Raw genomic sequence first — 22,601 nt, 5'->3', positions numbered from 1 at the left:
GACAGGGACGCAAGACCGAGGAGGGACGAAAGCCATGAGCTCGCTACTCGAACCGAGCGATCTCGCCCACGAGACCAAAGTGGTGTGGCTGGAGGACCCCGACGGGCTCGACTACGTGCGCCAGGCCCTCGACAAGACGCCCCGCCGACGGGGCAAGCCCCGCTACTACCGGGACGGCCGCATGATCGGCTTCACCGAACTCGGTGACACGGCGGAGGCCGACCCTGACAGCGGCCTGCAAAAGCGCCGGGTCTTCTACCTCCTCCCGCACGACCGGGACGCCGAGCCCAACGGCCTCTACAAGGAGGGCGCTCCCGGCGAGGCCGTCGACCCGCGCACCATCGAGCCCCGCAAGGTCGGCCTCAAGACGCCACGCTCCCAGCGAGGACTCGCAGCCGGCGAAACCGTTGCCTGATTCAGTCCCTTCAGTCCCTGCCGTCTTGTCGCGTGTGCTCTGAGCTGCGCGTTCGTCCAGGGACCGAAGGGCAGGAACCGGAGCGGGTGCTACCGGACAGTCCCTCGACGCCCTCGCCCGCCGAGCCCGACCGCTGCGGCGAGGGTCGACGCGGGGCGCCGTGAAGGGGCGGACCAGCGCCTGCATCCGACGCAGGCAGCGCCCCGACGAGTGCACGACCGATCGGCCCGCACGCACCGCATGGGGCGCCCCCGTGATGCCGCGGGGATCGCATCCGCCCTGCCGACGGAGCTGGGGACGGCGTTCCACCACCCCGGCCGGCTTCCCGAGGCTTTTTCACCGGTCGGAGGATCAACCCCGTTGTCGTGCGTGGCAGGTGGGATCACGGATCATGGATTTGCTGCCACGGTTGTGGCAGGCTCTTCGGCGTACGTCCCAGCGCTCCCTGTCTTCGGGCAGCGCCGCGGGCGCTCGTCCGCCCACTCCTGGGAGATCGATCCGTGACGGAAACCGCCTCCGTGCCGGCGGCAGCCGTCGCCCAGGTGGTCGCGACGTCCGATCAGGTGGTGGCCCTGGGCGCGAAATTGGGCCGCGCCCGCGAGGAGGTCCTCGATCCGCCGAGGTTGAACCTGGCCTCGGGCGTGCCCGTGGACGTGGTCCGAGCCCTGCTCAGCGGCCGGCGGGCCGGCGAACCCGATCTTCAGGAGCGCTTCAAGCAGAGGCTTCGTCTGCTACACGAGACGCACCTCCACGAGACGGGACGGAAGTACTCCCACGGGGAGATCGCCGCGAGGAGCGGTTTCTCCCGGCAGCAGATCCAGGCCCTGTTCGCGGGAGACCGACGCCCGACGATGGAGCACTGCGCCATGCTCGAAAAATTCTTCAGGAGGCCCGCAGGATTCCTCCAGTCCGAGGACGCCGACGCGCTCACCACCGTGCTGGTCGCCATCGAGAAATCGCTCCTCCAGGAGTACCGGGAGCTCCAGGAGTCCCGGGCGTCCCGGGAACACAGCGAGCGGGGGACGCCTGCGAATCCTCCCGCCGCGCCCGGTGTGCCGAGCATCCATGCCCGTCACGGTGTGGACAAGATCGCCATGCGTGCGGCCATGATGACCGACAAGGGCCGTCGGAGGCTGCTGGAATGGATGGACGACCACCTGGCCGAGAACCCCGTGGAGGGGGAAGCGGGTGCGGCGGGGGGCCCGCGGTGAGGTGGTGTCGCGGGTCGGGTTCCATCCGGTCGACGCGTCCAGGACATCGGTGGTCCGGTGGGACCGTTCGATGACGCACTACGCGGATCAGCCCTCAGGGCAACAGGGGGAGGGGAAAAGGGTGTTCGAACAGCGGGACGTGCGGCATCCGATCGACGCCCCGGTGGGCGCGATCGACCATGTGGAGGCTCGCTTACCGAGCGCGGAGCCCTGCCCGGCGCCGGGGGAGGCGCCGCGTCAGGCGTCGGGGAAGCGTCGGGGCACGACACCCGGTCGCACAGAGGCCGCCGCTGCCGGATCACGAAGCTTACGGGGCTGACGTTGTCCGATCCGAACTTTCGCGTACCCGCCGCCCTGGGCTGCCCGGCGAGCCTCCTCAGGCCTCCCGGCCCCCTCAGGCCTCCGGGTCTCCTCAGGAATCCACGCGATCCCAGGCCCCGGGTCCTCATGGCCCGTACGGGCTCCGGCACCGCCCTGATCACCGGCCGGCGCGGGGTCGCACCCACCGCCGCGACGGTCAGGATGTCGCGGCTCTCGTCGGCGGCTGCGGTCGAGGCGCTGCGCGCCGACCCCGAGCGCCACGTGATCACCACGGCCGGAGCCCTTCGGCAGGGCCCGGGCGCGCACGGTGACCTCGTCCGCACATCACCGTCACTGTCACCGACACCGTCACCGCCGACACCGTCACCGCCGACGCCGACGATCCCGGCTGCCGCCCGGCCCAGCGCGAGGCGTGAACCGGAGTGAGGATCCTGCTCGTTCCGCGCCCTACCATCCACAACGTCGCAGTCGATCGAACCGCTTCAACACGCTGCACCATTCCTGCGGAACCGCGCGCCGGCATCGACCTCCCCAGCGATCCGGCTCCGCCGTGCAGCGTAGGAGCCGAGGGGGACACGTCATGACCAACCTGCACTACTACGTCCTTGCCGCAGTCCTGGCCTTCGCCTTCGCGCTGAGGATGCCCGGACTGCTCGAAAACTGGCGGGACCCGTTCGTTCGCGCCGTGTCCTTGCTCCTTCCGCTGGCCTCGGCCGTCTTCTTCTTCGCCGCGCCACCGACGATCTCCTGGGTGAACGAGCTCACCGGCACGGCCAACTTCTCGGCCCCGGTCGTCTACAGCATCGTCACCGCCCTGAGCGCGGCCCTCGTCAACCTGATGATCACGTGGCGCGGGGGACCCGAGGAACAACGGCGCGCGGCCACTCGCTGGTGCTTCGGCGTCTACGCGGCCGTCATCGCCGCGCTGTTCGCGCTGTTCGCGCTCGGGGAGTCCCCCGAGGAGCGCCTCCTCGACTTCGACACCCACTACGCCAACACCCCGTACATCCGGGAAATGATCGTCCTCTACATCGCCGGGCACGCGCTGTCGACACTGACGCTGGCGGTCCTGTGTTGGCGCTGGTCACGCGAGGTCCCGGGCCTGCTGCGCGTCGGGTTGATCGTCATCGTGGTCGGCTCGTTCCTGAGCCTGATCTGGGACGCCTGCAAACTCCTCGCCGTCACCGCCCGGTGGACCGGCCACGATTGGGACGGCATCAGCACGACCGTCGCCCCGACGGTGGCGTCCCTCGCCACGCTCACCCAGGCCGTCGGGCTCGTCCTTCCGTCCGTCGGCCACAGTCTGACCGGTCGCTGGCGGAGCTGGTCCCAGTACCGACGGCTCCGGCCCCTGTGGCTGACCATGCGGGCCATGACACCGTACGGAGCGGTGGGCATTCCCTGGTGGTCCTCGCTCAGCATCAGGCACCTGCGCAGGACCATCCTCATCCGTGACGGCCTCAGGCTGCTCCGCGCCTCCCTCGACCGGGACACGGGAACCCGCGCGCAGGAGCCCACCTCGATGCCGGACCCGCTCAAACCGGAGTCGGCTCGGCACGTTTCCACGGTGCTCACCGCGTTGGCCACCCTGCCCCGCTCCACCCACGGCCACGCCGGGAGCAGCGTCGAGAGCGTGCTGGAGGGCGATGACGACGGGCTCGTCAGGCTCTCCGACGCCATCCGCGTGTTGATGGTCGAGGACGAGCGGACCCTGCGGAGGTTCCACCGCCGGCCCGGGCGGCCCGGGTGGCCCGGGCGGGTCGAGCCGGTCGAGCGGTCCGAGCGGTCCGAGCGGGCCGAACTGCCGGAAGCGCCCACCGGCGTTCCGGGCGGACTTCACCCGGAACGCCGGTCGCCACGGACCGTGGGCGTCGATGGCGATTGATCCGCGCACTCCGCCCGGGACCGCGTTTCCCTTCGCCGGGTCCGCTCCGCCGGGCCCGCTCCGCGCGGGCGCGGCCCGAGCGCCCCCGGCCCGAGCGAGTCCGGCCCCATGACGCTGACGCAGCCCGCCCCCGAGGCGGCCCACCAGAGAGTTTTCACATGACCAACCCCGGCAACACCCGCACCACATCGATACGGCGGCGGGCCATCGTCGTCGGCGCAGGCATCACGGGGATGCTGGCGGCGGCCGCGCTGCGCGAAGTGACCGATGAAGTGCTGATCGTCGAGAGCGACGAGTTGCCCGACGGTCCGCTCCCCAGGAAGGGGCTCCCGCAGGCCCGACACGCCCATACCTTCTGGAGCGGCGGGGTGCACGCCGCCGAAACCCTCCTTCCCGGGGTGACCGACCGTTGGCTGGCAGCCGGCGCACAGCGGATCCCGATACCCACCGGCATGGTCGGATTCAGCAGCGACGGGTGGTTCCGGCGTTGGGACTCCGAGACCCACTTCATCCTCGCCTGCAGCCGGGACCTCCTGGACTCCGTCGTGCGCGACATGGTGCGGGAAGCCGGGGGAGTGGACATTCGTCAGCGCACCCGCGTCGAAGGCCTGACCGGCAGCGCCGGCAGGGTCACCGGGGTACGTGTGCGAGGGGAGGACGGGCGGGAGGAGGACCTGGAGGCCGACTTCGTCGTGGACGCCGGCGGGCGGGGCTCACGTGCCCCCCGGTACCTGGAGGAGCTGGGGGTGGGATCCGCCCCCGAGCGGTCCCTGGACCTCGGGCTGGTGTACGCGACACGCGTATTCCGAGCGCCCGAGGGAGCCGGCGGCTTCCCCATCGTCAGCGTCCACTCGGATCCGCGGCTTGCGCGACCCGGGCAGGGAGCCAGCATTCTGCCGATCGAAGGCGACACATGGATGGTCACGGCGCTGGGTACCCGAGGAGGCGAGCCCACGGGGCTGGTCGAGGACTTCGAGCCGTTCACCCGCGGCCTCCGGCATCCGCTCATCGGCGAGATCATCTCCCATCTCGATCCCCTGACCGACGTCGCGCTCAACCGGAGCACCCGCAATACGCGCCGGTACTTCGAGCAGGTCAAGAACTGGCCGGAGCGGTTCGTCGTGATGGGCGATGCCCTCGCCGCCTTCAACCCCACCTACGGGCACGGCATGTCCGTGGGCGCGCAGTCGGCACTCGCCCTTCGGAACGTGATGTCGGCCCGCGACGTGGACACGCCCGGCCTCGCCCGGCGCGTACAGAGGGCGGTGGCCAAGCCCGTCGCCGCGGCCTGGGACCTGGCGCTCGGCCAGGACGTCTTCTACCCGCAGGTCCGGGGCGGCGCCCCGAGCCGGAAGGACAGGATCCTGGCGGCATACGTACACCGCCTGCTGAAGACGAGCTGCGGCAACTTCACGATGGTGCGCGACTTCACCGACGTCACCTCGCTCCAAGCCCCGTTGACGACGCTGGCGAAACCCCGTGTTCTGCTCGGTGCCGCGCGCGGTCCTCTCCACCCGCCGTTGAGCGGACCGCCACTGACGGAACGGGAGCTCGGCCTGGTCACCGCCCGCGGTTGTCGACCCGCGGCCGCTGACGTCCCGGGCCGCGAAGCGCTCGACCCGCCGACGCCGCTTCGACGCGATGGGTGACGCGCGTAGCGCGTGACGCAGCACCTTCCGGGGCTGAGGGTGGAAGCAGCGCTCAGGGGGGCGGGCCCGTGAAGCAGGCGATCACACGATGCCCGAAAAGCAATCGAGTCGTCCGAACTCCGAAGGGATCCACCGGCCGTTCGATGGTGCGCGACGGAGGGCCGGCCCGGTTCGGGCGGTTCCCCCGAGTGTGGGGTGCGCTGCCACACCCGAACGCCCACCTCGTAGCCTTCGCACATGACTGATGATCCGTTCCGGTGCTGCTGTGTGCTCTGCCATGACTACGGTGACCGGGACGAAGCGGACGGCGCGGATCTGACGATCATCGAGAACGTGCAGCGGCACGGATGGCACGTCGTCATGGTTCCCGAGGACGATATCGGCCCCGGGTTCGCCTATACGATCGGCCTCGCGCACACCCATGGCGTACCCGAGCTCGCCATGTTCGCACTCGATGTCCACGCCATGCACCGCATGCTCAACAGGCTCGGAGCGAAGGCCGCGGCGGGCACCGTACTGACGGACAGGCAGCGGCATTCAGACGTTGCCGACGGTCGTCACGTCGGGCTCAGGCAGGTGGATCCCCGCTGGTACCGGACCTTCTTCGGGCGGGCCATCGGGTTCTACCGGCGGCCGCCCTTTCCCGTGTTGCAGGTTGCGTGGCCCGACGCGGATGACCGCTTCCACTGGGAGGAAGGGGCCGGGGCGGGTCATCAGGAGTCGCAGCCGCAGTTGTGGCTGCCGCCGAGTGAGCACCCTGCCGGGATGTGGACGACCGAACTCTGACCTCGAACGTGCCGGCCGGCGCCGGAGTCTTCCGCTCGGGCCCGCACGCACCGGGATCCGAGGCGGCCCTCGGCCCCGTTGAGGCCGGTGCAGTGGTGGCTGCCGAGGTCGGCCGTTCGGAAGTTCTTGCGGGGATCGTCAGGCGGATCACGCAGCGCCGCTCGCCCCGGGCTGCTGGAGTCCCTGGAGGAGAAGGGCGATCAGGCGTCGGGGGTCGTAGCGGGGGTCGTTGTCGCGTCCGACGCATAGGTTGCCGATGCCGCGCATCAGCTCGTAGGGCTGTGTGCCGGGCCTGATGTCCCCGGCCTCGACTGCGGCGTCGAGCAGTTGGGCGCAGACGGGCAGCAGACGGTCGAGGAAGTAGGCGTGCAGCGCGGCGAAGCGGTCGCTGTCGGATTGCAGGGCGTCGGCGAGGCCGTGCTTGGTGACCAGGAAGTCGACGAAGACGTCGATCCATTGGCGCAGGGCGTCGAGCGGGGAATCGGCTGCGGCCAGCAGGTTCGGGCCGGCTTCGGCGCACGCCTCGATCTGGTGCTCGTACACGGCGGTGATGAGGTCCGCCCGGGTCGGGAAGTGGCGGTAGATGGTGGCCATCCCGACGCCCGCCTGTGCCGCGATCCGGCGGATCGGTGCGTCGACGCCGGAGGCGACGAACACCTCGGCCGCTGCGGTGAGCACCGTCTCCCGGTTGCGCTGGGCGTCGGCCCGCTTGCTTCGGGCAGGCGAATCCGCTGAAGGATCCTCGGCGGCCATCACGTTCTCCTTCGACACCGGTTGACAAAGCGGAGCGCTGCTCCGGATACTAAATGGAGCGGCGTTCCGTTTAAGTCTAGCCGAGACGGGACACCCCTGTTTTCCTTCTTCGCCCGCCGACGGCAGAACACCGGCGGGCGGCCGGCGCCACCGAAAGGAAACCCACACCGTGAGCACGTCCACGTCCAAAGCCAGGTCCGTTTCCACGCCCATATCCATATCCACGTCCACGTCCACGTCGCCGTCCGGGACCACCGACGGCACCCTTGGCGCGCCCAGCCCGGTCCTGTCCCTCAGTCCCGTGGTGCTGTCCGTGCCCGGACGCCCCGTGGATCTCCAGGTGCGGGTATCCGCACCCCTGACCGGCACCGACCTCCCCGTCATCCTCCTCTCGCACGGCCACGGCCCCTCGAACAACCTCTCGTCGCTCAACGGCTACGCGCCGCTCGCCAACTTCTGGGCGGCACACGGATTCGTCGTCGTCCAGCCCACCCACCTCACCTCCAGGACGCTGGCCGCCCGGGTCGCGGACGCCCCCGGAGCGCCCGACTTCTGGCGCTCCCGCGCCCAGGACATGACCGACGTCCTCGACCGGCTGGAGGCGATCGAGAACGCCGTGCCGCAGCTCGCCGGGCGGATCGACCGCACCAAGGTCGCGATCGCCGGACACTCGTACGGCGGCTTCACCGCGGCCCTCCTCCTGGGCGCCGGACTCACCGACCCCGACACCGGGCACTTGGTGCACCTCCGGGAGCCGCGCATCAAAGCGGGCGTACTGCTCGCCCCGCCCGGCAGGGGCGGCGACGCCTTCAACGGACCGATGGCCGAGCAATGGCCGGTCATCGGGGCCGTCGACTTCTCCACCATGACCGCACCCGCGCTGGTCGTCACCGGCGACAAGGACGACCCCCGGAACTTCACGGACATGGGTCCGGACTGGCACGCGGACCCCTACACCCTCGCCCCCGGCCCCAAGACCCTGCTCACCCTGTTCGACGCGGAGCACGGCCTCGGCGGGATCGCCGGGTACGACGCCGCCGAGACCACCGACGAAAACCCCCAGCGGGTCGCGGCGCTCGCCCAACTCACCGCGGCCTATGTCCGCACCCGGCTCCACACCGGCGACAACGCCTGGCAGATCGCCCACGAGGCACTGACGATCGCACCCGATCCGGTGGGACGCGTCGAATCCAAGTAGGCCCGCCACGGCGTGCAGTCCCTGAAGAATCGCCGCCCCGGATACCCCCGGACAAGGGTTGGTCCGCAGTGGGCTTCCGCCACTTGAAGTAGCAGGTCAAAGGGCTGGTGTGACCGGTCCCCGGGGCACTTGTGCTGGTCGTGGGCGGGAGTCCACGAGGGAGATCGTCCGTCAGGGCAGTCAGCTCGAAGGGAAACATGGTGCAGCCGTGTCGGCTGGTGTGCGAGCCTTCTTCTTCCAGATGCCGACCGAGAAGACTCCGATGACCCAGGACGACGCCCTCAAGCAACTCAGCCATATCGCGCGGGCGAGGGCATTCGACAGGCACGTCGGGTCGGACCGGCTCATCCAGGCAGGGCTGGACGCACTGATTGCTGGGGTTGAGAGCCCCTCTCTCGCCACACTGGCCGGCCTCCTCCGCAGCGAAGAGCCTGACGCGCCAGCACTCTTCGACCAGGTGCTGGAGGAGTTGGGGTTGTTGTTCCATCCTCCCGCCGATCCTCGGGCGGCAAAGTGGGCGATGGCCGACTGGGTCGCCGGTCAGATCGCCGACAGAACCCTGGATCCCGCCTCGGGCACCTGGCTCATCCGGGCCAACATCGCTGAGGACCTCGGCTACCCCGAAGAGCTCGAACCGCTTGTCCACTGCGCGCACAACCTGGACGGCTGGGAGGAGAGCTGGGGAGTCTCCCTTGAGGAACTCAACCGGGAAGCAGTCGAGGCGGCCAAGCATTTCCTGAACAAGCGGTCGGGAGCTCCGCACCGACCCCGCCCGCGCCAACCGCCTCCTGCGGCTCTGGTCGTCCAGACGAACCTCGAAATCAACCGCTGACGAACGATCCACTGCTCAGACAGGCGCCCGTGACCAGCACGAATACCCCGAGAACCGGTCACACCAGCCCTTTGACCTGCGACTTCAAGTTGGCGGCAACTCAGTGATCGGCACCCCTATCCTGAGGGGCAGCGGGAGTGCGCGCGTTCCCGCAGGTTGCGGTGCCGTGGCAGAGCGGCCCATTGCGATCGCCGTGGGCGAGGTCCCTCCCACGGCGACTGACGGAGACGGAGCGGACCTGCTCCCATCCGTCCGCGGGTTCGAATCCCGTCGGCACTGCCACCGACCGACGCGGAGCCGTGGACGTGTCACGTGTGGGAAAACGGCCGTGTGGTGGGCGGAGTCGGTGATGCGGCCAGTGGGCGCCGGTCGGAGGTCATGAGCCGGAGGCCAGGCTTCCGTCGATTCGGCCGCTGTCGTCGGAGGTGACGTTCAACTCCACGATGACCGTGCTGCCCGTGTCATTCCGCCAGAGGGTGACCGTGCCCGACGACGGCGCCACGTCCTGGACGGTGCCGAGCACCGCGCCCGTACGGCGGTTGACCGCCTGGAAGTCGCCCCGCGTCACCGTTCCGGAATCCGCGACCCGCACGGTCACGGTCTCTCCATCACTCGCGAACACCCTGTCGCAGCGCTGGAACGGGCCGGGCCCGACCGGGCACGTGTACGGGGCGTGGTCCGCTGCGGGCGCGGCAACGCTCGGCGTTCCCACGGTTGCGGCAGGCAGCGCGAGGCATGCGGCTCCGGCCAGTCGTCCGCGCCGGAACCGGCCCGACTTCGGGGCTCGAATCATGGACGGTTTCATGCCCTGCTCACCTCGCGGACACGACTCGACGTCGCGTGGTGTGAACAGCAGGTGACCTGCCCGTATCGGTTGGTCGGGACGGATTCCGGGAATGCGTCACCGGCTCCGGCGGGGGCGCATCGCGCGCTCCCTTCGGATTCTCGTCCGCCGCCACGGCACCCGCAACCGGGCCCCGCGCGTACCCGCGATCGGCCCCGGCCGTACGGGACGGCGTTACGACATCACGGCGACGGGTGCTTCTTCTTCGCCCGGGCCCCTCGGCCGGTTGTTGGGGACATGGTGAATACCGTTAGGGTGCCCTGATCACCGCCCCAGGTGACCGAACCGACTTCTTCGAGGGGACCATCGTGGCCACTCCACCACCGCAGCAGGGCTCGGTCCCGCAGCACCAGCACAATCCGTACGCCCAACAGCCCGGCCAGGGAAACCCGTACGCGCAGCAGCACCAGCAGCCGCCGGGGCACGGCAACCCTTACGCGCAGCAGCAGCCCGGCGGGGTCCCGCAGCAGCCCGCCGGCCACGGCAACCCGTTCGCCGCGGGCTCCGCGCCCCACCCCGGTCACCACGCACCGCAGCACGGCGGCTTCGGCTGCCGGCTGTGCGGGGCGCAGCCGGCGGCGCAGGCGACCGTGCGGGGGCATCAGGGCATGGTCCTGATGATGCGCTCGCTCAGCGTGCAGGGGCCGTTCTGCCGTGACTGCGGGACGGCGACCGTCCGGAACATGTCCGCGAAGACGCTCTGGCAGGGCTGGTGGGCACCGATGTCCATGCTGCTCACCCCGATCACGGTGCTGCGCAACCTCGGCCCGAGGTCGACGTTCGCCGGGCTCGCGGCCCCTCAGGGCGGCTTCCGTCCGCCGCTGGACCCGGGCAAGCAACTGCGGCGGCGTCCGGAGGCCCTCGTCGTCTCGGTGCCGATGGCGCTGTCGCTGCTCTTCTACGCGACGTTCATCGTCATCGCCGTGGCCACCGGCTGACGCGCCTCCCATCGGAACGTCCGTGCCCCCGCAGACCCATGGGTCTGCGGGGGCACGGACGTTCCGTACGGGGACCGCGCACGTCGGCACGTCCCACCCGTCGCCGGGGCAACGTTGTCGGTCGTCCCGCCTCCAAGGCCCCGGCCGACTTCTTCGTTGTTCGGGTTCACCCGGCCATCGACGGCACGGGGCGGGCGCTCATCGCGTTCAAGCGATGCAGCAAGTGTTATGGGTTTCCTATGAGTTCCTGGGGATCCGCGTCGGTGATCGCGTCGTACATCGCGCCGGATCCGATTTCCGATCCGATTCCCGATCCGGTTTTTGACTCGAATCCCGACTCGATTCCGGATGTGGGATCGGGTGCGGGCACGCGGGCATGGATGACCGCGCTTCCGTACGCCGTGAGGCTCGCGCGCAGTTGGCTCCAGCCCTCCTCCGAGTCGGCGACGAGGCCGGCCATCAGCCGGCGCTGCTGTTCCACCACGAACGGCCAGGAGGCGATCCCGATCAGGGTCATCAGCAGGTGGCCGACCTCCTGGGGCGAGGTGAGGGACAGGGCCTCGCGAAGGGCCTCGATCTTGCTCAGGTAGTACGCCTGGCGTTCTTCCTCGCCGGGAATCTCCGCGTCCCCGTAGTGCAGGCCCTCCCATGCGAGGAGGCGTACGAGGCTCGGGTCGTGCCGGTGGTAGTCGAAGACCTGGCCGACGTACTGCTCAAGGCCCTCCCGCGTCGTCGGTACCGGAACCTGCTCGCTCAGATCCTGGTAGGCGCAGGCCAGGACCCTGGAGAAGAGCTGTTCCTTGCTGCCGAAGTACGAGTACAGACGCTGCTTGTTCGCCGCCGCCTGTTCGGCGATGCGGTCCACCCGGGCGCCCGCGATGCCGTACGTGGCGAACTCCCTGCGGGCGGCGTCCAGCAGACGCGTCGGCGTGTCGCGAGTTGGATCGGTGGTCATGCAAGGAGCCTAGCACGGAAACCAACTAGATGGTTGGGTGCCAACCAACTGGATGGTTGGACCCAACCAACTAGATGGTTGCGCCCTTTCAAGCCTTCCCCTAGTGTCGATGACGTCAGCCCGGCCGGCGCCTCCACCAAGGCCCCCGGGAGCACCCGGGACCGGGTGACGCCAGGCGTCGCGACGAGCGAAGCGCCCCGTGAACGGCCTTGTCCCTCGCCCGCTCATCGCCCTGGACATCCATCGTGGCGATCAATGCCACGCGGTTCCACTAACGAGGAGTTCGTCATCAATCAGCCGATCCAGAGCATCGTCCTGGTCGGGGACCGATTCATCGGTTTCGCCGCACAGGAGAACGTGTTCACCGTCTCCCAGTTCATCGACGACTTACGCCGCGGCGCATATGCGCCGGAAGGAGAGCCGGTCCTCGCGGAAAGCGCGCAGGGCGTGTCCGAGTCCGACGTGCTGCTCATCGTCGAGGAACTGCGCCACCGCGGTCTTGACCGCGTGCAGATCAGGCTCCAGCCCGCCACCCTCAGCGGCGCCGGCGAGGTGCACAAGCACCAGGTGGCCAACGCGCTGATCGCCGACCTGCACCAGGTCAGCGACTCACTGTTCGGAGCGGGACTGCGGCTGCACAACGACAACGAGCTGTTGCTCGACCACCAGACCGGCCAACACGTGCAGGGCATGATCGCCGTCGAGGCGTCGCGCCAGATGTTCCTGGCCGTCACAGAACGCTTCTTCGCGGCTCAGTGGCCGCAGCGCAAGTACTACTTCGTCATCGAACACATGAACACTGCCTTCGAGAACTTCCTCTTCCCGCTGTGTTCCACCATCGAGTACCGGATCATCGAGTCCCGTACGCAGGACCCGGCCCGGCTCTCCTTCCACGCCGAGGTCGGCATCCACCAAGCCGGCCGCCGCTCGTCCCTCACCCGGCTGGCCTTCACCGCCTTCGACGCCGATGTGATCGAGGCCAAGGAAGACCGCCGCGCCCGCCAGGCCGTCGAGCACACGCTCCGGACCCCGGCCGCAGCCCTCTCCGGCGTCTGACCGACCCGGCTCACCAGGCCCACCCGGCCGTACCCGGCCCAACCGTGGGCTGCCGGCGCATCGCGGGCACTGTCCGGGGTTTTTGTACCGAACCCCACGCCACTTCATCCCATTCCACTCCACTCCACTGAGGAGCAGTCATGTCCGCATCACTCATCACCGCCGTGGAACTGTCCGTCAAGCCCGATCAGGTCGATGCCGCCGCCGCCGCGTGGAAGGCCCACCACGCCGCATCCGCCTTCGAGGGTCGGGCCCTGTTCCGGAGCCTGGAAGGAGCCGGCCTCCTGGAGCTGGCACCGGTCGCCGGCTGGGAGCAGTTCGCCGATTTGCGATCCGACTGGGCGCAACTGTGGGACACGATGGCCCCGATGGCCGAGGGCGACTTCCGGCGCCAGGTGCTGGGCTTCGTCGACGCGCCGAAGCCGACCGACACTCCGTTGCCGCAGACCCCCTACATACAGATGCGGCACATCGAGGTGCCGCCGCGGGTCCACACGCCGTACCGCGCCTGGCGCGAGGAGACGATCTACGACGTGGTGCGCACGTCCGACGAGGTCGAGGTGTTCGAGGCGTACCACTCCGTGCTGAGCACCGAGCCCGGTGTCATGTTCGTCTCCGGATTCAGCTGCGACCCGGCCGAGTACACGGCGGTGTTCACCTCCCCGCGCTACCAGGAGATCGTCCGGCAGGCCGGTGACCGCTTCATCGCGGGAGGCGAGCGCGGTCTCTACACCACGCTCTACGCCCGCGTGTCGTAGCCCGCCCCCTCCCAACGGCCCGCCCATCACCAGCGTGGCCCGAGACCCGAACCCCCCGACCCCCGACCCACGACTCACGACCCATGACTCATGACGCACGACGCACGACACATCAAGTCGATCATTCGAAGGAGAGGAGAAGCGGATGGGACCGTCGCGCACCTACCAGCTGAGTCTCACGACTCAGGGGCCGACCTACCCGCCCAGTGAAGTGATGGACGCGAACGGCGACTTCGTCGTGATCGGCCGGATCAACCGTGACAACGGCACGGGCGGCGTGTCGAACGGCTGGGGATGCGCCATCGTGTCCGCCGAGAGCCCGCTGCCGCCGTTCGGCGGCAACGAGCCGTACCGCATCGTCCGTGAGCTGCCGGATCACCCCGGCCAGTTCAGTCCGGCCGACAACGAGATCGTGCTGCACACCCTGCCGCTGCCCCTGCCCTGCAGCAACTACCCGATGGTCTTCGCCCCGGAGCAGTTCCCGAAGGCGTCCGAGGTGGTGCGCCCGAGCTACCCCTTTCACCAGGTCGACGTCCCGGACATGCGGGCTCAGGACGGGCCGAAGGTGACGGAACCGGTGACGCTCGGCACCTGGGGACGGGCGCGCGGCGAGTTGGAGGTGCGGCTGGCCGACGACGCGAGGTCCGCGGAGTTCCGCTTCGAGTTCGCCGGGATGCTCCCGAACAGTCTGTACACGGTGATGTCGCTCCGGGCACGCGACCTGGACCCGGCGGGGCCGACCAGGCCCGGACCGCTGGGCGTACCGAATGCCTTCGTCACCGACCAGGACGGCAAGGGCCGCTACCGGGCCTCCCTGCCCGACCCCTTCCCGGCGCCCGGCACCGGCGGCAACCGCATCGTGAACGTCATCGTGCTCTGGATGAGCTACCAGCAGAACTACGGCGGGGCGATAGGCCAGTTCGGTCTGGGCGGGGACATCCACGCCCAGCTGAAGCTGCAAGGACCCAGCTTCGAGGAATTCACCACCACCGGCTGACGAGAGGAACCACCATGCCGATCATCTCCGTGACGACCTGGCCCAGCGAGAACGACGAGCAGTGCCGGGAGCTGATGGAAGAGCTCACGGAAACCGTCCACCGGGTCACGGGAGCACCCCGCGACCGGATCACGGTCCACATCCGGGAAGTGCCGCGCAACCGCTGGTCCGAGGGCGGCGCGGTCGGGTCGGACCCCGACTTCGCCCGGCTCAGCCGGCTCAGCCGGACCGCCGCCGTCTGACGTCGCCCCGCCGGTTCCCGGGGCCGGGCGCGCTGCCCGGCCCCACCCGTCCCGTACCAGGAAGGACTTCCGCCATGAGCGCACACTCCTCCGCCGACCAGCACGACCGGGTGGAGCGCGGGTTACGGACCTTGCGCCGGATCGAAGCCACCGACCGCCCCGGCATCCTCGACGGCTTCCAGGACATCGTCCCCGGGTTCGGTGAGCTGATCGTCGGGTTCGCCTTCGGTGACGTCTGTTCCCGGCCGGGCTTGGAACTGCCGACCCGCCAGCTCGTCACGGTCGCCGCGCTGACCGCACTGGGCAATGCCGCTCCGCAACTGGCGTTCCACGTCCGTGGCGCGCGCAACGTCGGCTGCGGTCGCCGCGACATCGTCGAGACGGTCCTGCACGTGAGTGACCATGCCGGATTCCCCGCGACGCTGGAGGCGTTGGGGGTCGTCAGGTCCGTCCTGATGGCCGAGGCCGTGAGCACCCGGTCAACCGGCCGCGCCGAGGACGGGCCGGGGGCGAAGGCCCATGACGTCCATGACGCCGGAGACACCCGTAACGCCCAAGGCACCCATGACGCCCGAGATGCCCAAGACGCCCGAGACACCCACGGCGGCATCGGCGCGCAGGTCCTGGCCGCCGTCGCCGCCGTCGACCCGGCCCTCGCCGACTTCTTCGTCGAGAACGTCTTCGGCGACCCGGACCCTGCCGCCCGGCGCGGCGGACCCGCCCCGCTCACCCGCGCGATCGTGTCCGTTGCCGCCTGCACGGCCGTCGGCACGCGGCGACCGCAGCTCATGGCGCACGTGCACGAGGTCCTCGACACCGGCGGCACGCGGCAGGACGTCGTCGAGACCATTCTGCAGATGGCCGTATACGCCGGAGTCCCGGCGGCGGTGAACGGTCTCAACGCGGCGCGCGACGTCTTCCGGACGCGATAGGCCGACGGCGCCCCGACCGGGCCGCACCGCCGGACACCTCCGGGCCGCGCCGGACACCGCCGGGCCACGACCAGGACGCGGCGCCCGCCCTGCCCCGGCCCGCCCCCGGCGCGGGTATCCGGACCTCAGACCTCTGGGTGCAACCGGGCCCCGGCCCCGTCCGCACCACCACCATCACCACCCACGCACCCGAACCCGAACCCGAACCCTGACCCTGACCCGAAGGAGGGACCCCACCATGACCGCTCGTCCCTACCTCGTCTTCGCCGACGTGGACGAGACACTCATCCACTGCAAGAGCATGTTCGACTTCCTGCACTACCACCTGACCGGCCGGCGCGGGGCCGCCGGCGCCGCCGAACACGACCGTCTCCTCGCCGGCTTCCAACAGGCCGCAGCGGCCGGCACACCGCGCGAGCTGATCAACCGCGCCTACTACGCCGCGTACGCCGGCGAGTCCGAGGCCACCATCGCCGCCTGGGGCGAGCGCTGGTTCGCCGACCGGGCCGCAGGCGGCCTGTTCATCGACGAAACCCGGGACGCACTGCGCGCCCATCGCGAGGCGGGTGCCGAAATCATCCTCGTCTCGGGGTCGTTCCCCGCCTGCCTGAACCCCGTGGCCCGGGCCGTCGGCGCCGGGCACCTGCTGTGCAGCCGTCCGCTCGTCGGGACCGACGCGGCCGGCCCGGGGACCGCCGGTACCTACACGGGCCTCATCGAGACCCCGATGATCGGCCCGCACAAGGCGACCGCCGTGCGCCGCTTCCTCGCCGACCGTCCGCACATCGACCCGCGCGACTGCTACGCGTACGGCGACCACCCGTCCGACCTGGAGATGCTCGACTGCGTCGGTCACCCGGTGATGGTCGGCGACGACCCCGTCCTGCGCGCCCTGCTCGATGCCCGGCCTTCCCCCACTCCTCTGGAGCACCAGCGATGACCGTGTACTCACCCGCCACGACCGCCATCGGCATCATCGGATCCGGTTCGTACCTCCCGAGCGAGATCGTGCCCAACTCCGCGGTCGCGGAACTGGCCGGAGTGACCGCCGAGTGGATCGAGCGCAAGACCGGCATACGGGAACGGCATCGCGCCGCGCCCCACGAGGCGACCTCCGACCTGGCCGCAGCCGCCGCGCGGGCCGCGATGCACGACGCCGGGATCGACGCGCGCGACATCGCCTGGGTGATCGTCGCGACGTCCACCCCCGACCACCCGCAGCCGGCGACCGCCTGCCTGGTGCAGAACCGGATCGGCGCGACCCGGGCCGCCGCCTTCGACATCAACGCCGTCTGCGCCGGCTTCGTCTTCGCCCTGCACACCGGTGCGCAACTCCTGGCGGGCATCGGCGAACACACCGACGCGAAGTACGCGCTGGTCGTCGGCGCGGACGTCTACTCGCGGATCCTGGACCACAGCGACCGCAAGACCGCGGTCCTGTTCGGGGACGGCGCGGGAGCCGTCGTGCTCGGCCCGACCCGCCCCGGGTTCGGCATCGTCGGCACCGGCACCAGCACCGACGGCAGCCTCCACGACCTGATCGGGGTCCAGGCCGGCGGCAGCCGCCACCCCGCCTCCGCCGGCACCCTGGCCGACGGGCAGCACTTCTTCAGGATGCGGGGGAGAGAGGTCCGCGACTTCGTCAACGAGCGCCTGCCCGCAGCCGTCCAGGGCGTGCTGGACGCCCACGGCGTCGATCCGGCCGAGGTCAAGCACTTCGTACCCCATCAGGCCAACGGCGTGATGGTCGGCGAGGTCATCCCCCGACTCGGGCTGCCCAACGCCCACGCCCACCTACCGGTCGACCTGCACGGCAACACCGGTGCTGCCTCCATACCGCTCGCGCTCGACCACGCCAACCGCTCCGGCGCGCTACGGGACGGCGATCTGCTGCTGCTGGCGGGCTTCGGCGGCGGAATGGGAGTCGGCACGGCCCTGGTCCGCTGGGACGCCGCACCGCCCCGACACCCGGCCGGGTCGTCGCACGCCGCACAACTCGTCGGGAGCGTGGCCCGATGAACCGACTCGACACCGCCCCGGCCTCCGCATTCCGCTCCGTCCCCGTCCCCGTACCCGTCCCCGTATCCGTCTCCGACGTGCTGTGCGCGGTACCCGGATGCGCCATCGCCCACTGGTCGATGGGACGCGACGCCCTCGACGCCGGCCCCTGCACCCACGGCTGGAGCCCCGGAGCCCCGACCGACACCCCCACCCCCACGGGCGGCCCGTCCGTCCCCACCCCCGACCACGGAGACCGGTAGCCATGACACAAAGCTCCTCCACCCTCACCCAGGACAGGCAACGCCCCGCGACCGGGACCGCGCCCGGCCCCGGCACTTCACCGGTGCGTGCCTGGCTGGCCGTGATCGCCCTCTCCCTCGGCACGTTCTCCTTCGTCACCACCGAGACGCTGCCCATCGGACTGCTGCCGTCGATCGGCGCGGGCGTGGACGTCTCCGTCGGAACGGCAGGGTTCCTCGTCACCGGCTTCGCCGCCGTCGCCGCGATCACCGCGGCACCGCTGACCACCCTGTGCGGGCGCATCGACCGCAAGTGGCTGCTGGCCGGGCTGCTCGTGATGTACGTCGCCGGCAACCTGCTGGCCACCGTCGCCTCCTCGTACGGCGCCCTGCTCTCCGCCCGCGTCCTGGTGGCCCTCGCACACGGCGTCTTCTGGTCGATCGCCGCGGCCATCGCCGTACGCCTGGTCCCGGAGCGGCATGCCGTACGGGCCACCGCCCTCGTCCTCGGCGGGATCTCGCTGGCCTCGGTCCTCGGCGTCCCCCTGGGCACCATGATCGGTCAGCGGTCCGGCTGGCACACCGCGTTCGCCGCCGTCGCCGCGATCGGTTTCGTCGTCCTCGTCGCGGTGCTGCTCCTGCTGCCGAACCTCCCCGCGCAAGGCACCGGAAGCCTCGCCGCCCTCCCGCGCGTCCTGCGCAACGGCCGGCTGCGCGTCGCCGTCGCCGTCACCGCGCTGGTGATGATCGGCCACTTCCTCGCCTTCACATACATCGCCCCCTACCTGGAGCAGATCACGGGAATCAGCGAAGGCATGGTCGGCGTACTGCTCCTGGTCTTCGGAGCCGCCGGCTTCGCGGGGAACTTCGTCGCGGGCGCCGTCGTCGGCCGCTCGGTGCACGGCACCCTGACGGGCGCCCTCGTCCTGATGGCCGTCTCGCTCGGCCTGCTGTGGGCCTTCGGTGACTCCCAGCCCGCCGCGATCACCCTGCTCATCGTGTGGGGCCTCGCCTTCGCGGCGCTGCCCGTCGGCCTGCAGACCTGGGTGCTGCAACTGGCGAAGGAGGAGTCCGACGCCGCCTCCTCCCTCTACGTGGCCGCCTTCAACGGCGCCATCGCCGTGGGCTCCCTCGTGGGCGGACTGCTCGTCGACTCCGCCGCCGGACCGCGCGCAGTGACCGCCGTCGCCGCCGCGCTGACCGTCTGCGCCCTGCTGACGCTGCTGCTCTCCGCCCGCGGCACGCGCACCCGCGACCTTGCTCCGTCCCCCACCGCGACGAAGCCCTGACCGCGCAGCAGGCGCACCCATCCGCACCGCACCACAGGAGGAGCACCACATGGACCAGCGCACCCTCGGCACCCCGGGACTCCGGGTCTCGGCGATCGGCCTCGGCTGCATGGGCATGTCCGCCTACTACGGGACCGGCGACGAAACGGAATCCATCGCCACCATCCGGCGGGCCCTGGACATCGGGGTGACGTTCTTCGACACCGCCGACGCCTACGCCGCCGGCCGCAACGAAGAACTCCTCGGCCGCGCCCTCAAGGGGCGCCGCGACGAGGCGGTCGTGGCCACCAAGTTCGGCATCCGCAGCGTCGGGCCCGGCGGCACCGCCGGCGGCGCCGTGATCGACTCGACCCCCGCCCACGCCCGGCAGGCGTGCGACGCGTCCCTGGCCCGGCTGGGCGTGGAGAGCATCGACCTCTACTACCTGCACCGCCGTGATCCCGACACGCCGATCGAGGAGACCGTCGGTGCCATGGCGGAACTCGTCACGGCCGGAAAGGTCCGGCACCTGGGCCTGTCGGAGGTCAACTCCGACACCCTGCGCCGTGCCCACGCCACCCATCCCATCACGGCCCTGCAAACCGAATACTCCCTGTGGGAACGGGACGTGGAGAACGACATCGCCCCCACCGCCGCCGAACTCGGCATCGGACTCGTGCCCTACTCGCCGGTCGGCCGGGGCTTCCTCACCGGGGCCCTCACCTCCCTCGGCCAACTGGAGCCGGACGACTACCGCCGCAACGATCCCCGCTTCCAGGGAGAGAACCTCACCCGCAACCTCGCCCTCGTGGAACGCGTCCGAGCCCTGGCCGCGGACATCGGCTGCACCCCGGTCCAGCTGGCCCTCGCCTGGCTGCTCTCCCGAGGACCGCAGGTCGTCCCGATCCCCGGCACCCGGCGCATCGGCTACCTGGAGGAGAACGCGGGCGCGGCGGACCTGCACCTCACCGCGGCCCAACTGCACGACCTGGAGCAGGCCCTCCCGGCGAGCGAGGTGTCCGGAGAACGCTACGCACCCGCAGCCCTGAGCCTCCTCAACACCTGATTCCGCGACCGTTCGTCCCCCCACAGCCCCGTCCTCCGCCCGTCAGGCGGGGGCGGGGCTGTGGGGGACGACGACGGAACGCGCGTCATCGCGCCGCCGCCGACGACCGCGGGCGGTGGGGGAGACCGGCCAGGGTGACCGCTCGGAGCAGCCATTCGACGGGCCCGTACCGGTACCGGGCCATCAACCGCGCGCTGAGGGCGAGCTGGGCCGCGTACAGCACGAGAGCGACGAGCACGACGGCGGCCGAGCCGAGGCGGTCGTACAGGGCGAGACCGTAGGCGGTGAAGACGAGGGCCATCACCAGGGACTGGCTCAGGTAGTTCGTCAGGGCCATGCGGCCGGCAGGGGCGAGGAGGCCCGCGACGCGCGCACCGCGGGCGGTCCTCATGAAGAGGAGCATCCCGCAGACGTACGCGGCGGTGAGAGCCGGAGCCGTGACCGTTCCCACCACCTCGCCGAGGGCGGACCATCGGGGGCCGAGCACACCGCCGACGGCCACGGCCGAGAACAGGCCGCCGGGCAGACCGACGACGACACCGAGCACACAGATGCGGCGCATCCGGTCCGTCCGGTCGCCCATGTCGGCGAGCAGGCGCCGCTTCCCGCAGTGCACGCCGACCAGGAAGGCCGCCAGTACGAACCCGCCCATCACGATCATGCCGAGGAACGCGTCGGGCAACTGCCCGATGTTGGCCCGGACGACGGACACGGCGTCGTCCCGGTAGGCGGCCACCAAACCGGCCTGGTCCGCCGCGAGTTCGGCGTCCACCTGGGCACTGTCGGTAGCCGACATGAGGACGGACGCCAACCCCAGGAGCAGCAGGGCGACGCCCACACAGCCGTACACCACACGGGCGGCGCGCAGCACCCCCTGCGCCGAGCAGTTGCGTGCGGCGATCAGGATCAGGCCGAGCAGCGCGTAGGTCATCAGGATGTCGCCGCTGTACAGCAGTACGGCGTGCAGGAAGCCCAGGACGAGCAGGCCGAGCGAGCGGCGCAGCAGCCGAGGAACGGGGCTCGCGCCGTCGCGGTCCGCGGAGGCCAGCTGGAGGGTGAAGCTGTAGCCGAAGAGGAACGAGAACATCAGATAGAACTTGCCGACCACGAAGGCCTGGACGAATCCCTCGACCGTCCGGTCGAGCGTGGACGCGGCCGGTACGCCGGCCGAACCCGGACCGTACGGACCGGCCATCACCAGCGCGTTGACCAGCAGGATGCCCAGGAGGGCGAAGCCGCGCAGGGCATCGACCTCCGGTATGCGAGGCGGCCGGTCTCCTCGTGCGTGCGCAGCCGCTACGGGCATCGCTTCCCCCAAGTGGTGGTGGTGGGCCGGTGTCGGCCTCGGGTGTGGTCGGAGCCGGAGGCCCCGCGAGAGCCAGTCTGAGCCGTCCCGGCCGATATGTACGCATCGCGCCGACTCGATGAGGCACGGGGCGTGACGACGGGTCACCGCACCGCCGACCGTGTCAGGCTGTAGCGGCAGTGGCAACCTCATGGGGAGCGGCCCCGGTCCTGGAATCGACCGCGGTCACGCATGACGAAGGGACACCTCCTCGATGCGCATCATCCTGATCGGGCCGCCCGGAGCGGGCAAGGGCACGCAAGCGGTACGCCTCGCGGCGCATCTGTCGATCCCGCACATCTCGACCGGTGACCTCTTCCGCGAGCACATGGACCAGGGCGATCAGCTCGGGCACACCGCTCAGGTGGCCATGAGCGCCGGACTTCTGGTTCCGGACGAGGTCACCATCGGGGTGATCGAGGAGCGCCTTGCCCGCCCGGACACCGGGGGCGGATTCCTGCTGGACGGTTTCCCCCGCAACCTCGCTCAGGCGCGGGCGCTGGACGCCCTGCCGGCCGTGGCGACGTCGAGGCTGGACTCGGTGCTCGACCTTGAGATCCCCGACAGTCACGTGGTCAGGAGGATCGCCGGACGACGGCTGTGCCGACAGGACCGGGCACACATCTTCCACCTCGACCACAACCCGCCCCGAGCGGCGGGGATCTGCGACGTGTGCGGCGGTGAGCTGTACCAGCGCGATGACGACAGCGAGGCGACGGTGCGCAGGCGACTGGAGGTCCACCGCCTCGACACGGCTCCCGTCGTCGATCACTACCGTGGCCAAGGGCTGGTGACGAGCATCTCGGCCCTCGGCTCGGTCGAGGAGGTCCTCGACCGAGCACTCGCCGCGATCGCCCGGGGCCAGAGCCAAGGCCAGGGCCGCGGTCTGCCGTCGAAGTGATCCTGCGTG

23 protein-coding genes and 1 tRNA gene are annotated in these 22,601 nt (G+C 70.4%); 20 read left to right on the top strand and 4 right to left on the bottom strand.

The window, feature by feature from the left end; genetic code table 11:
- The first annotated feature begins 34 nt into the window (after nucleotides 1-34).
- The 5 genes from ACZ58N_RS21130 (at nucleotide 35) to ACZ58N_RS21110 (ending at nucleotide 6,267) form a co-directional block, all read left to right on the top strand.
- Entirely contained in the window at nucleotides 35-415 is a 381-nt protein-coding gene (locus ACZ58N_RS21130; protein ID WP_471162000.1) for a DUF6009 family protein, read from the top strand.
- Nucleotides 416-915: 500 nt separating this feature from the next.
- On the top strand, nucleotides 916-1,626 hold the full coding sequence (locus ACZ58N_RS21125) for a helix-turn-helix domain-containing protein (RefSeq protein WP_471161997.1): 711 nt from the start codon (nucleotides 916-918) through the stop codon (nucleotides 1,624-1,626).
- A 901-nt stretch (nucleotides 1,627-2,527) separates the two neighbouring features.
- Nucleotides 2,528-3,832, top strand: coding sequence for an MAB_1171c family putative transporter (locus ACZ58N_RS21120; protein ID WP_471161994.1), 1,305 nt, complete (start codon nucleotides 2,528-2,530; stop codon nucleotides 3,830-3,832).
- Between the two features lie 158 nt (nucleotides 3,833-3,990).
- Nucleotides 3,991-5,481 (top strand): FAD-dependent oxidoreductase, encoded by a 1,491-nt coding sequence (locus tag ACZ58N_RS21115; protein ID WP_471161992.1) that lies wholly within the window; start codon nucleotides 3,991-3,993, stop codon nucleotides 5,479-5,481.
- A gap of 237 nt (nucleotides 5,482-5,718) precedes the next feature.
- Nucleotides 5,719-6,267, top strand: a complete 549-nt coding sequence (locus ACZ58N_RS21110; RefSeq protein ID WP_471161989.1) for a DUF4262 domain-containing protein — start codon at nucleotides 5,719-5,721, stop codon at nucleotides 6,265-6,267.
- A gap of 147 nt (nucleotides 6,268-6,414) precedes the next feature.
- Here ACZ58N_RS21110 and ACZ58N_RS21105 read toward each other — a convergent pair whose 3' ends face one another.
- Nucleotides 6,415-7,020, bottom strand: coding sequence for a TetR/AcrR family transcriptional regulator (locus tag ACZ58N_RS21105; RefSeq protein ID WP_471161986.1), 606 nt, complete (start codon nucleotides 7,018-7,020; stop codon nucleotides 6,415-6,417).
- A 217-nt stretch (nucleotides 7,021-7,237) separates the two neighbouring features.
- Here ACZ58N_RS21105 and ACZ58N_RS21100 point away from each other — a divergent pair, with 217 nt between their 5' ends.
- The 3 genes from ACZ58N_RS21100 (at nucleotide 7,238) to ACZ58N_RS21090 (ending at nucleotide 9,332) form a co-directional block, all read left to right on the top strand.
- Nucleotides 7,238-8,218 (top strand): alpha/beta hydrolase family protein, encoded by a 981-nt coding sequence (locus ACZ58N_RS21100; RefSeq protein ID WP_471162049.1) that lies wholly within the window; start codon nucleotides 7,238-7,240, stop codon nucleotides 8,216-8,218.
- Nucleotides 8,219-8,426: 208 nt separating this feature from the next.
- Entirely contained in the window at nucleotides 8,427-9,050 is a 624-nt protein-coding gene (locus ACZ58N_RS21095; protein WP_471161983.1) for a hypothetical protein, read from the top strand.
- Between the two features lie 160 nt (nucleotides 9,051-9,210).
- Nucleotides 9,211-9,332: transfer RNA gene (locus ACZ58N_RS21090), tRNA-Gly, on the top strand.
- Nucleotides 9,333-9,426: 94 nt separating this feature from the next.
- On the opposite strand, the gene ACZ58N_RS21085 is transcribed toward ACZ58N_RS21090, so the two are convergent.
- Nucleotides 9,427-9,648 (bottom strand): hypothetical protein, encoded by a 222-nt coding sequence (locus tag ACZ58N_RS21085; RefSeq protein ID WP_471161981.1) that lies wholly within the window; start codon nucleotides 9,646-9,648, stop codon nucleotides 9,427-9,429.
- A 554-nt stretch (nucleotides 9,649-10,202) separates the two neighbouring features.
- Between ACZ58N_RS21085 and ACZ58N_RS21080 the strand changes: the two genes are divergently transcribed.
- Nucleotides 10,203-10,832 (top strand): LppU/SCO3897 family protein, encoded by a 630-nt coding sequence (locus tag ACZ58N_RS21080; RefSeq protein WP_471161978.1) that lies wholly within the window; start codon nucleotides 10,203-10,205, stop codon nucleotides 10,830-10,832.
- A 226-nt stretch (nucleotides 10,833-11,058) separates the two neighbouring features.
- On the opposite strand, the gene ACZ58N_RS21075 is transcribed toward ACZ58N_RS21080, so the two are convergent.
- Nucleotides 11,059-11,787, bottom strand: a complete 729-nt coding sequence (locus ACZ58N_RS21075; RefSeq protein WP_471161975.1) for a TetR/AcrR family transcriptional regulator — start codon at nucleotides 11,785-11,787, stop codon at nucleotides 11,059-11,061.
- 255 nt (nucleotides 11,788-12,042) lie between these two features.
- On the opposite strand from ACZ58N_RS21075, the gene ACZ58N_RS21070 reads away from it, so the two are divergent.
- The 10 genes from ACZ58N_RS21070 (at nucleotide 12,043) to ACZ58N_RS21025 (ending at nucleotide 20,346) form a co-directional block, all read left to right on the top strand.
- Nucleotides 12,043-12,843 carry an AfsA-related hotdog domain-containing protein gene (locus ACZ58N_RS21070; RefSeq protein WP_471161972.1) on the top strand — a complete coding sequence of 267 codons (801 nt, stop codon included), beginning with the start codon at nucleotides 12,043-12,045 and terminating at the stop codon, nucleotides 12,841-12,843.
- A 140-nt stretch (nucleotides 12,844-12,983) separates the two neighbouring features.
- Nucleotides 12,984-13,601: a hypothetical protein gene (locus tag ACZ58N_RS21065; protein ID WP_471161970.1), complete on the top strand. Its 618-nt coding sequence runs from the start codon at nucleotides 12,984-12,986 to the stop codon at nucleotides 13,599-13,601.
- A 145-nt stretch (nucleotides 13,602-13,746) separates the two neighbouring features.
- Nucleotides 13,747-14,598, top strand: a complete 852-nt coding sequence (locus tag ACZ58N_RS21060) for a hypothetical protein (protein WP_471161967.1) — start codon at nucleotides 13,747-13,749, stop codon at nucleotides 14,596-14,598.
- Between the two features lie 14 nt (nucleotides 14,599-14,612).
- Nucleotides 14,613-14,840, top strand: a complete 228-nt coding sequence (locus tag ACZ58N_RS21055; protein WP_471161965.1) for a tautomerase family protein — start codon at nucleotides 14,613-14,615, stop codon at nucleotides 14,838-14,840.
- Between the two features lie 74 nt (nucleotides 14,841-14,914).
- A complete protein-coding gene (locus ACZ58N_RS21050) occupies nucleotides 14,915-15,772 on the top strand; it encodes a carboxymuconolactone decarboxylase family protein (protein WP_471161963.1) in 858 nt (285 codons plus the stop codon).
- A 238-nt stretch (nucleotides 15,773-16,010) separates the two neighbouring features.
- Entirely contained in the window at nucleotides 16,011-16,712 is a 702-nt protein-coding gene (locus tag ACZ58N_RS21045) for an HAD-IB family hydrolase (RefSeq protein ID WP_471161960.1), read from the top strand.
- Nucleotides 16,709-17,791 (top strand): 3-oxoacyl-ACP synthase III family protein, encoded by a 1,083-nt coding sequence (locus ACZ58N_RS21040; RefSeq protein ID WP_471161957.1) that lies wholly within the window; start codon nucleotides 16,709-16,711, stop codon nucleotides 17,789-17,791. Before ACZ58N_RS21045 ends, ACZ58N_RS21040 begins: the two co-directional genes overlap by 4 nt.
- Entirely contained in the window at nucleotides 17,788-18,033 is a 246-nt protein-coding gene (locus tag ACZ58N_RS21035; RefSeq protein WP_471161955.1) for a hypothetical protein, read from the top strand. Before ACZ58N_RS21040 ends, ACZ58N_RS21035 begins: the two co-directional genes overlap by 4 nt.
- A gap of 2 nt (nucleotides 18,034-18,035) precedes the next feature.
- Nucleotides 18,036-19,301 carry an MFS transporter gene (locus ACZ58N_RS21030; RefSeq protein ID WP_471161953.1) on the top strand — a complete coding sequence of 422 codons (1,266 nt, stop codon included), beginning with the start codon at nucleotides 18,036-18,038 and terminating at the stop codon, nucleotides 19,299-19,301.
- Between the two features lie 49 nt (nucleotides 19,302-19,350).
- Nucleotides 19,351-20,346 (top strand): aldo/keto reductase, encoded by a 996-nt coding sequence (locus ACZ58N_RS21025; protein ID WP_471161950.1) that lies wholly within the window; start codon nucleotides 19,351-19,353, stop codon nucleotides 20,344-20,346.
- 85 nt (nucleotides 20,347-20,431) lie between these two features.
- Here the strand turns inward: ACZ58N_RS21025 and ACZ58N_RS21020 are convergent, their stop codons facing one another.
- Nucleotides 20,432-21,652 carry a DUF418 domain-containing protein gene (locus ACZ58N_RS21020; RefSeq protein WP_471161948.1) on the bottom strand — a complete coding sequence of 407 codons (1,221 nt, stop codon included), beginning with the start codon at nucleotides 21,650-21,652 and terminating at the stop codon, nucleotides 20,432-20,434.
- Between the two features lie 253 nt (nucleotides 21,653-21,905).
- On the opposite strand from ACZ58N_RS21020, the gene ACZ58N_RS21015 reads away from it, so the two are divergent.
- On the top strand, nucleotides 21,906-22,592 hold the full coding sequence (locus tag ACZ58N_RS21015; protein WP_471161945.1) for an adenylate kinase: 687 nt from the start codon (nucleotides 21,906-21,908) through the stop codon (nucleotides 22,590-22,592).
- The last annotated feature ends 9 nt before the right edge of the window (nucleotides 22,593-22,601 follow it).

The sequence above is a fragment of the Streptomyces sp. NPDC040432 genome (genome assembly GCF_055595445.1).
The sequence above is the reverse complement of the archived record's forward strand: the minus strand, read 5'-3'. Positions and strand labels throughout refer to the sequence as shown.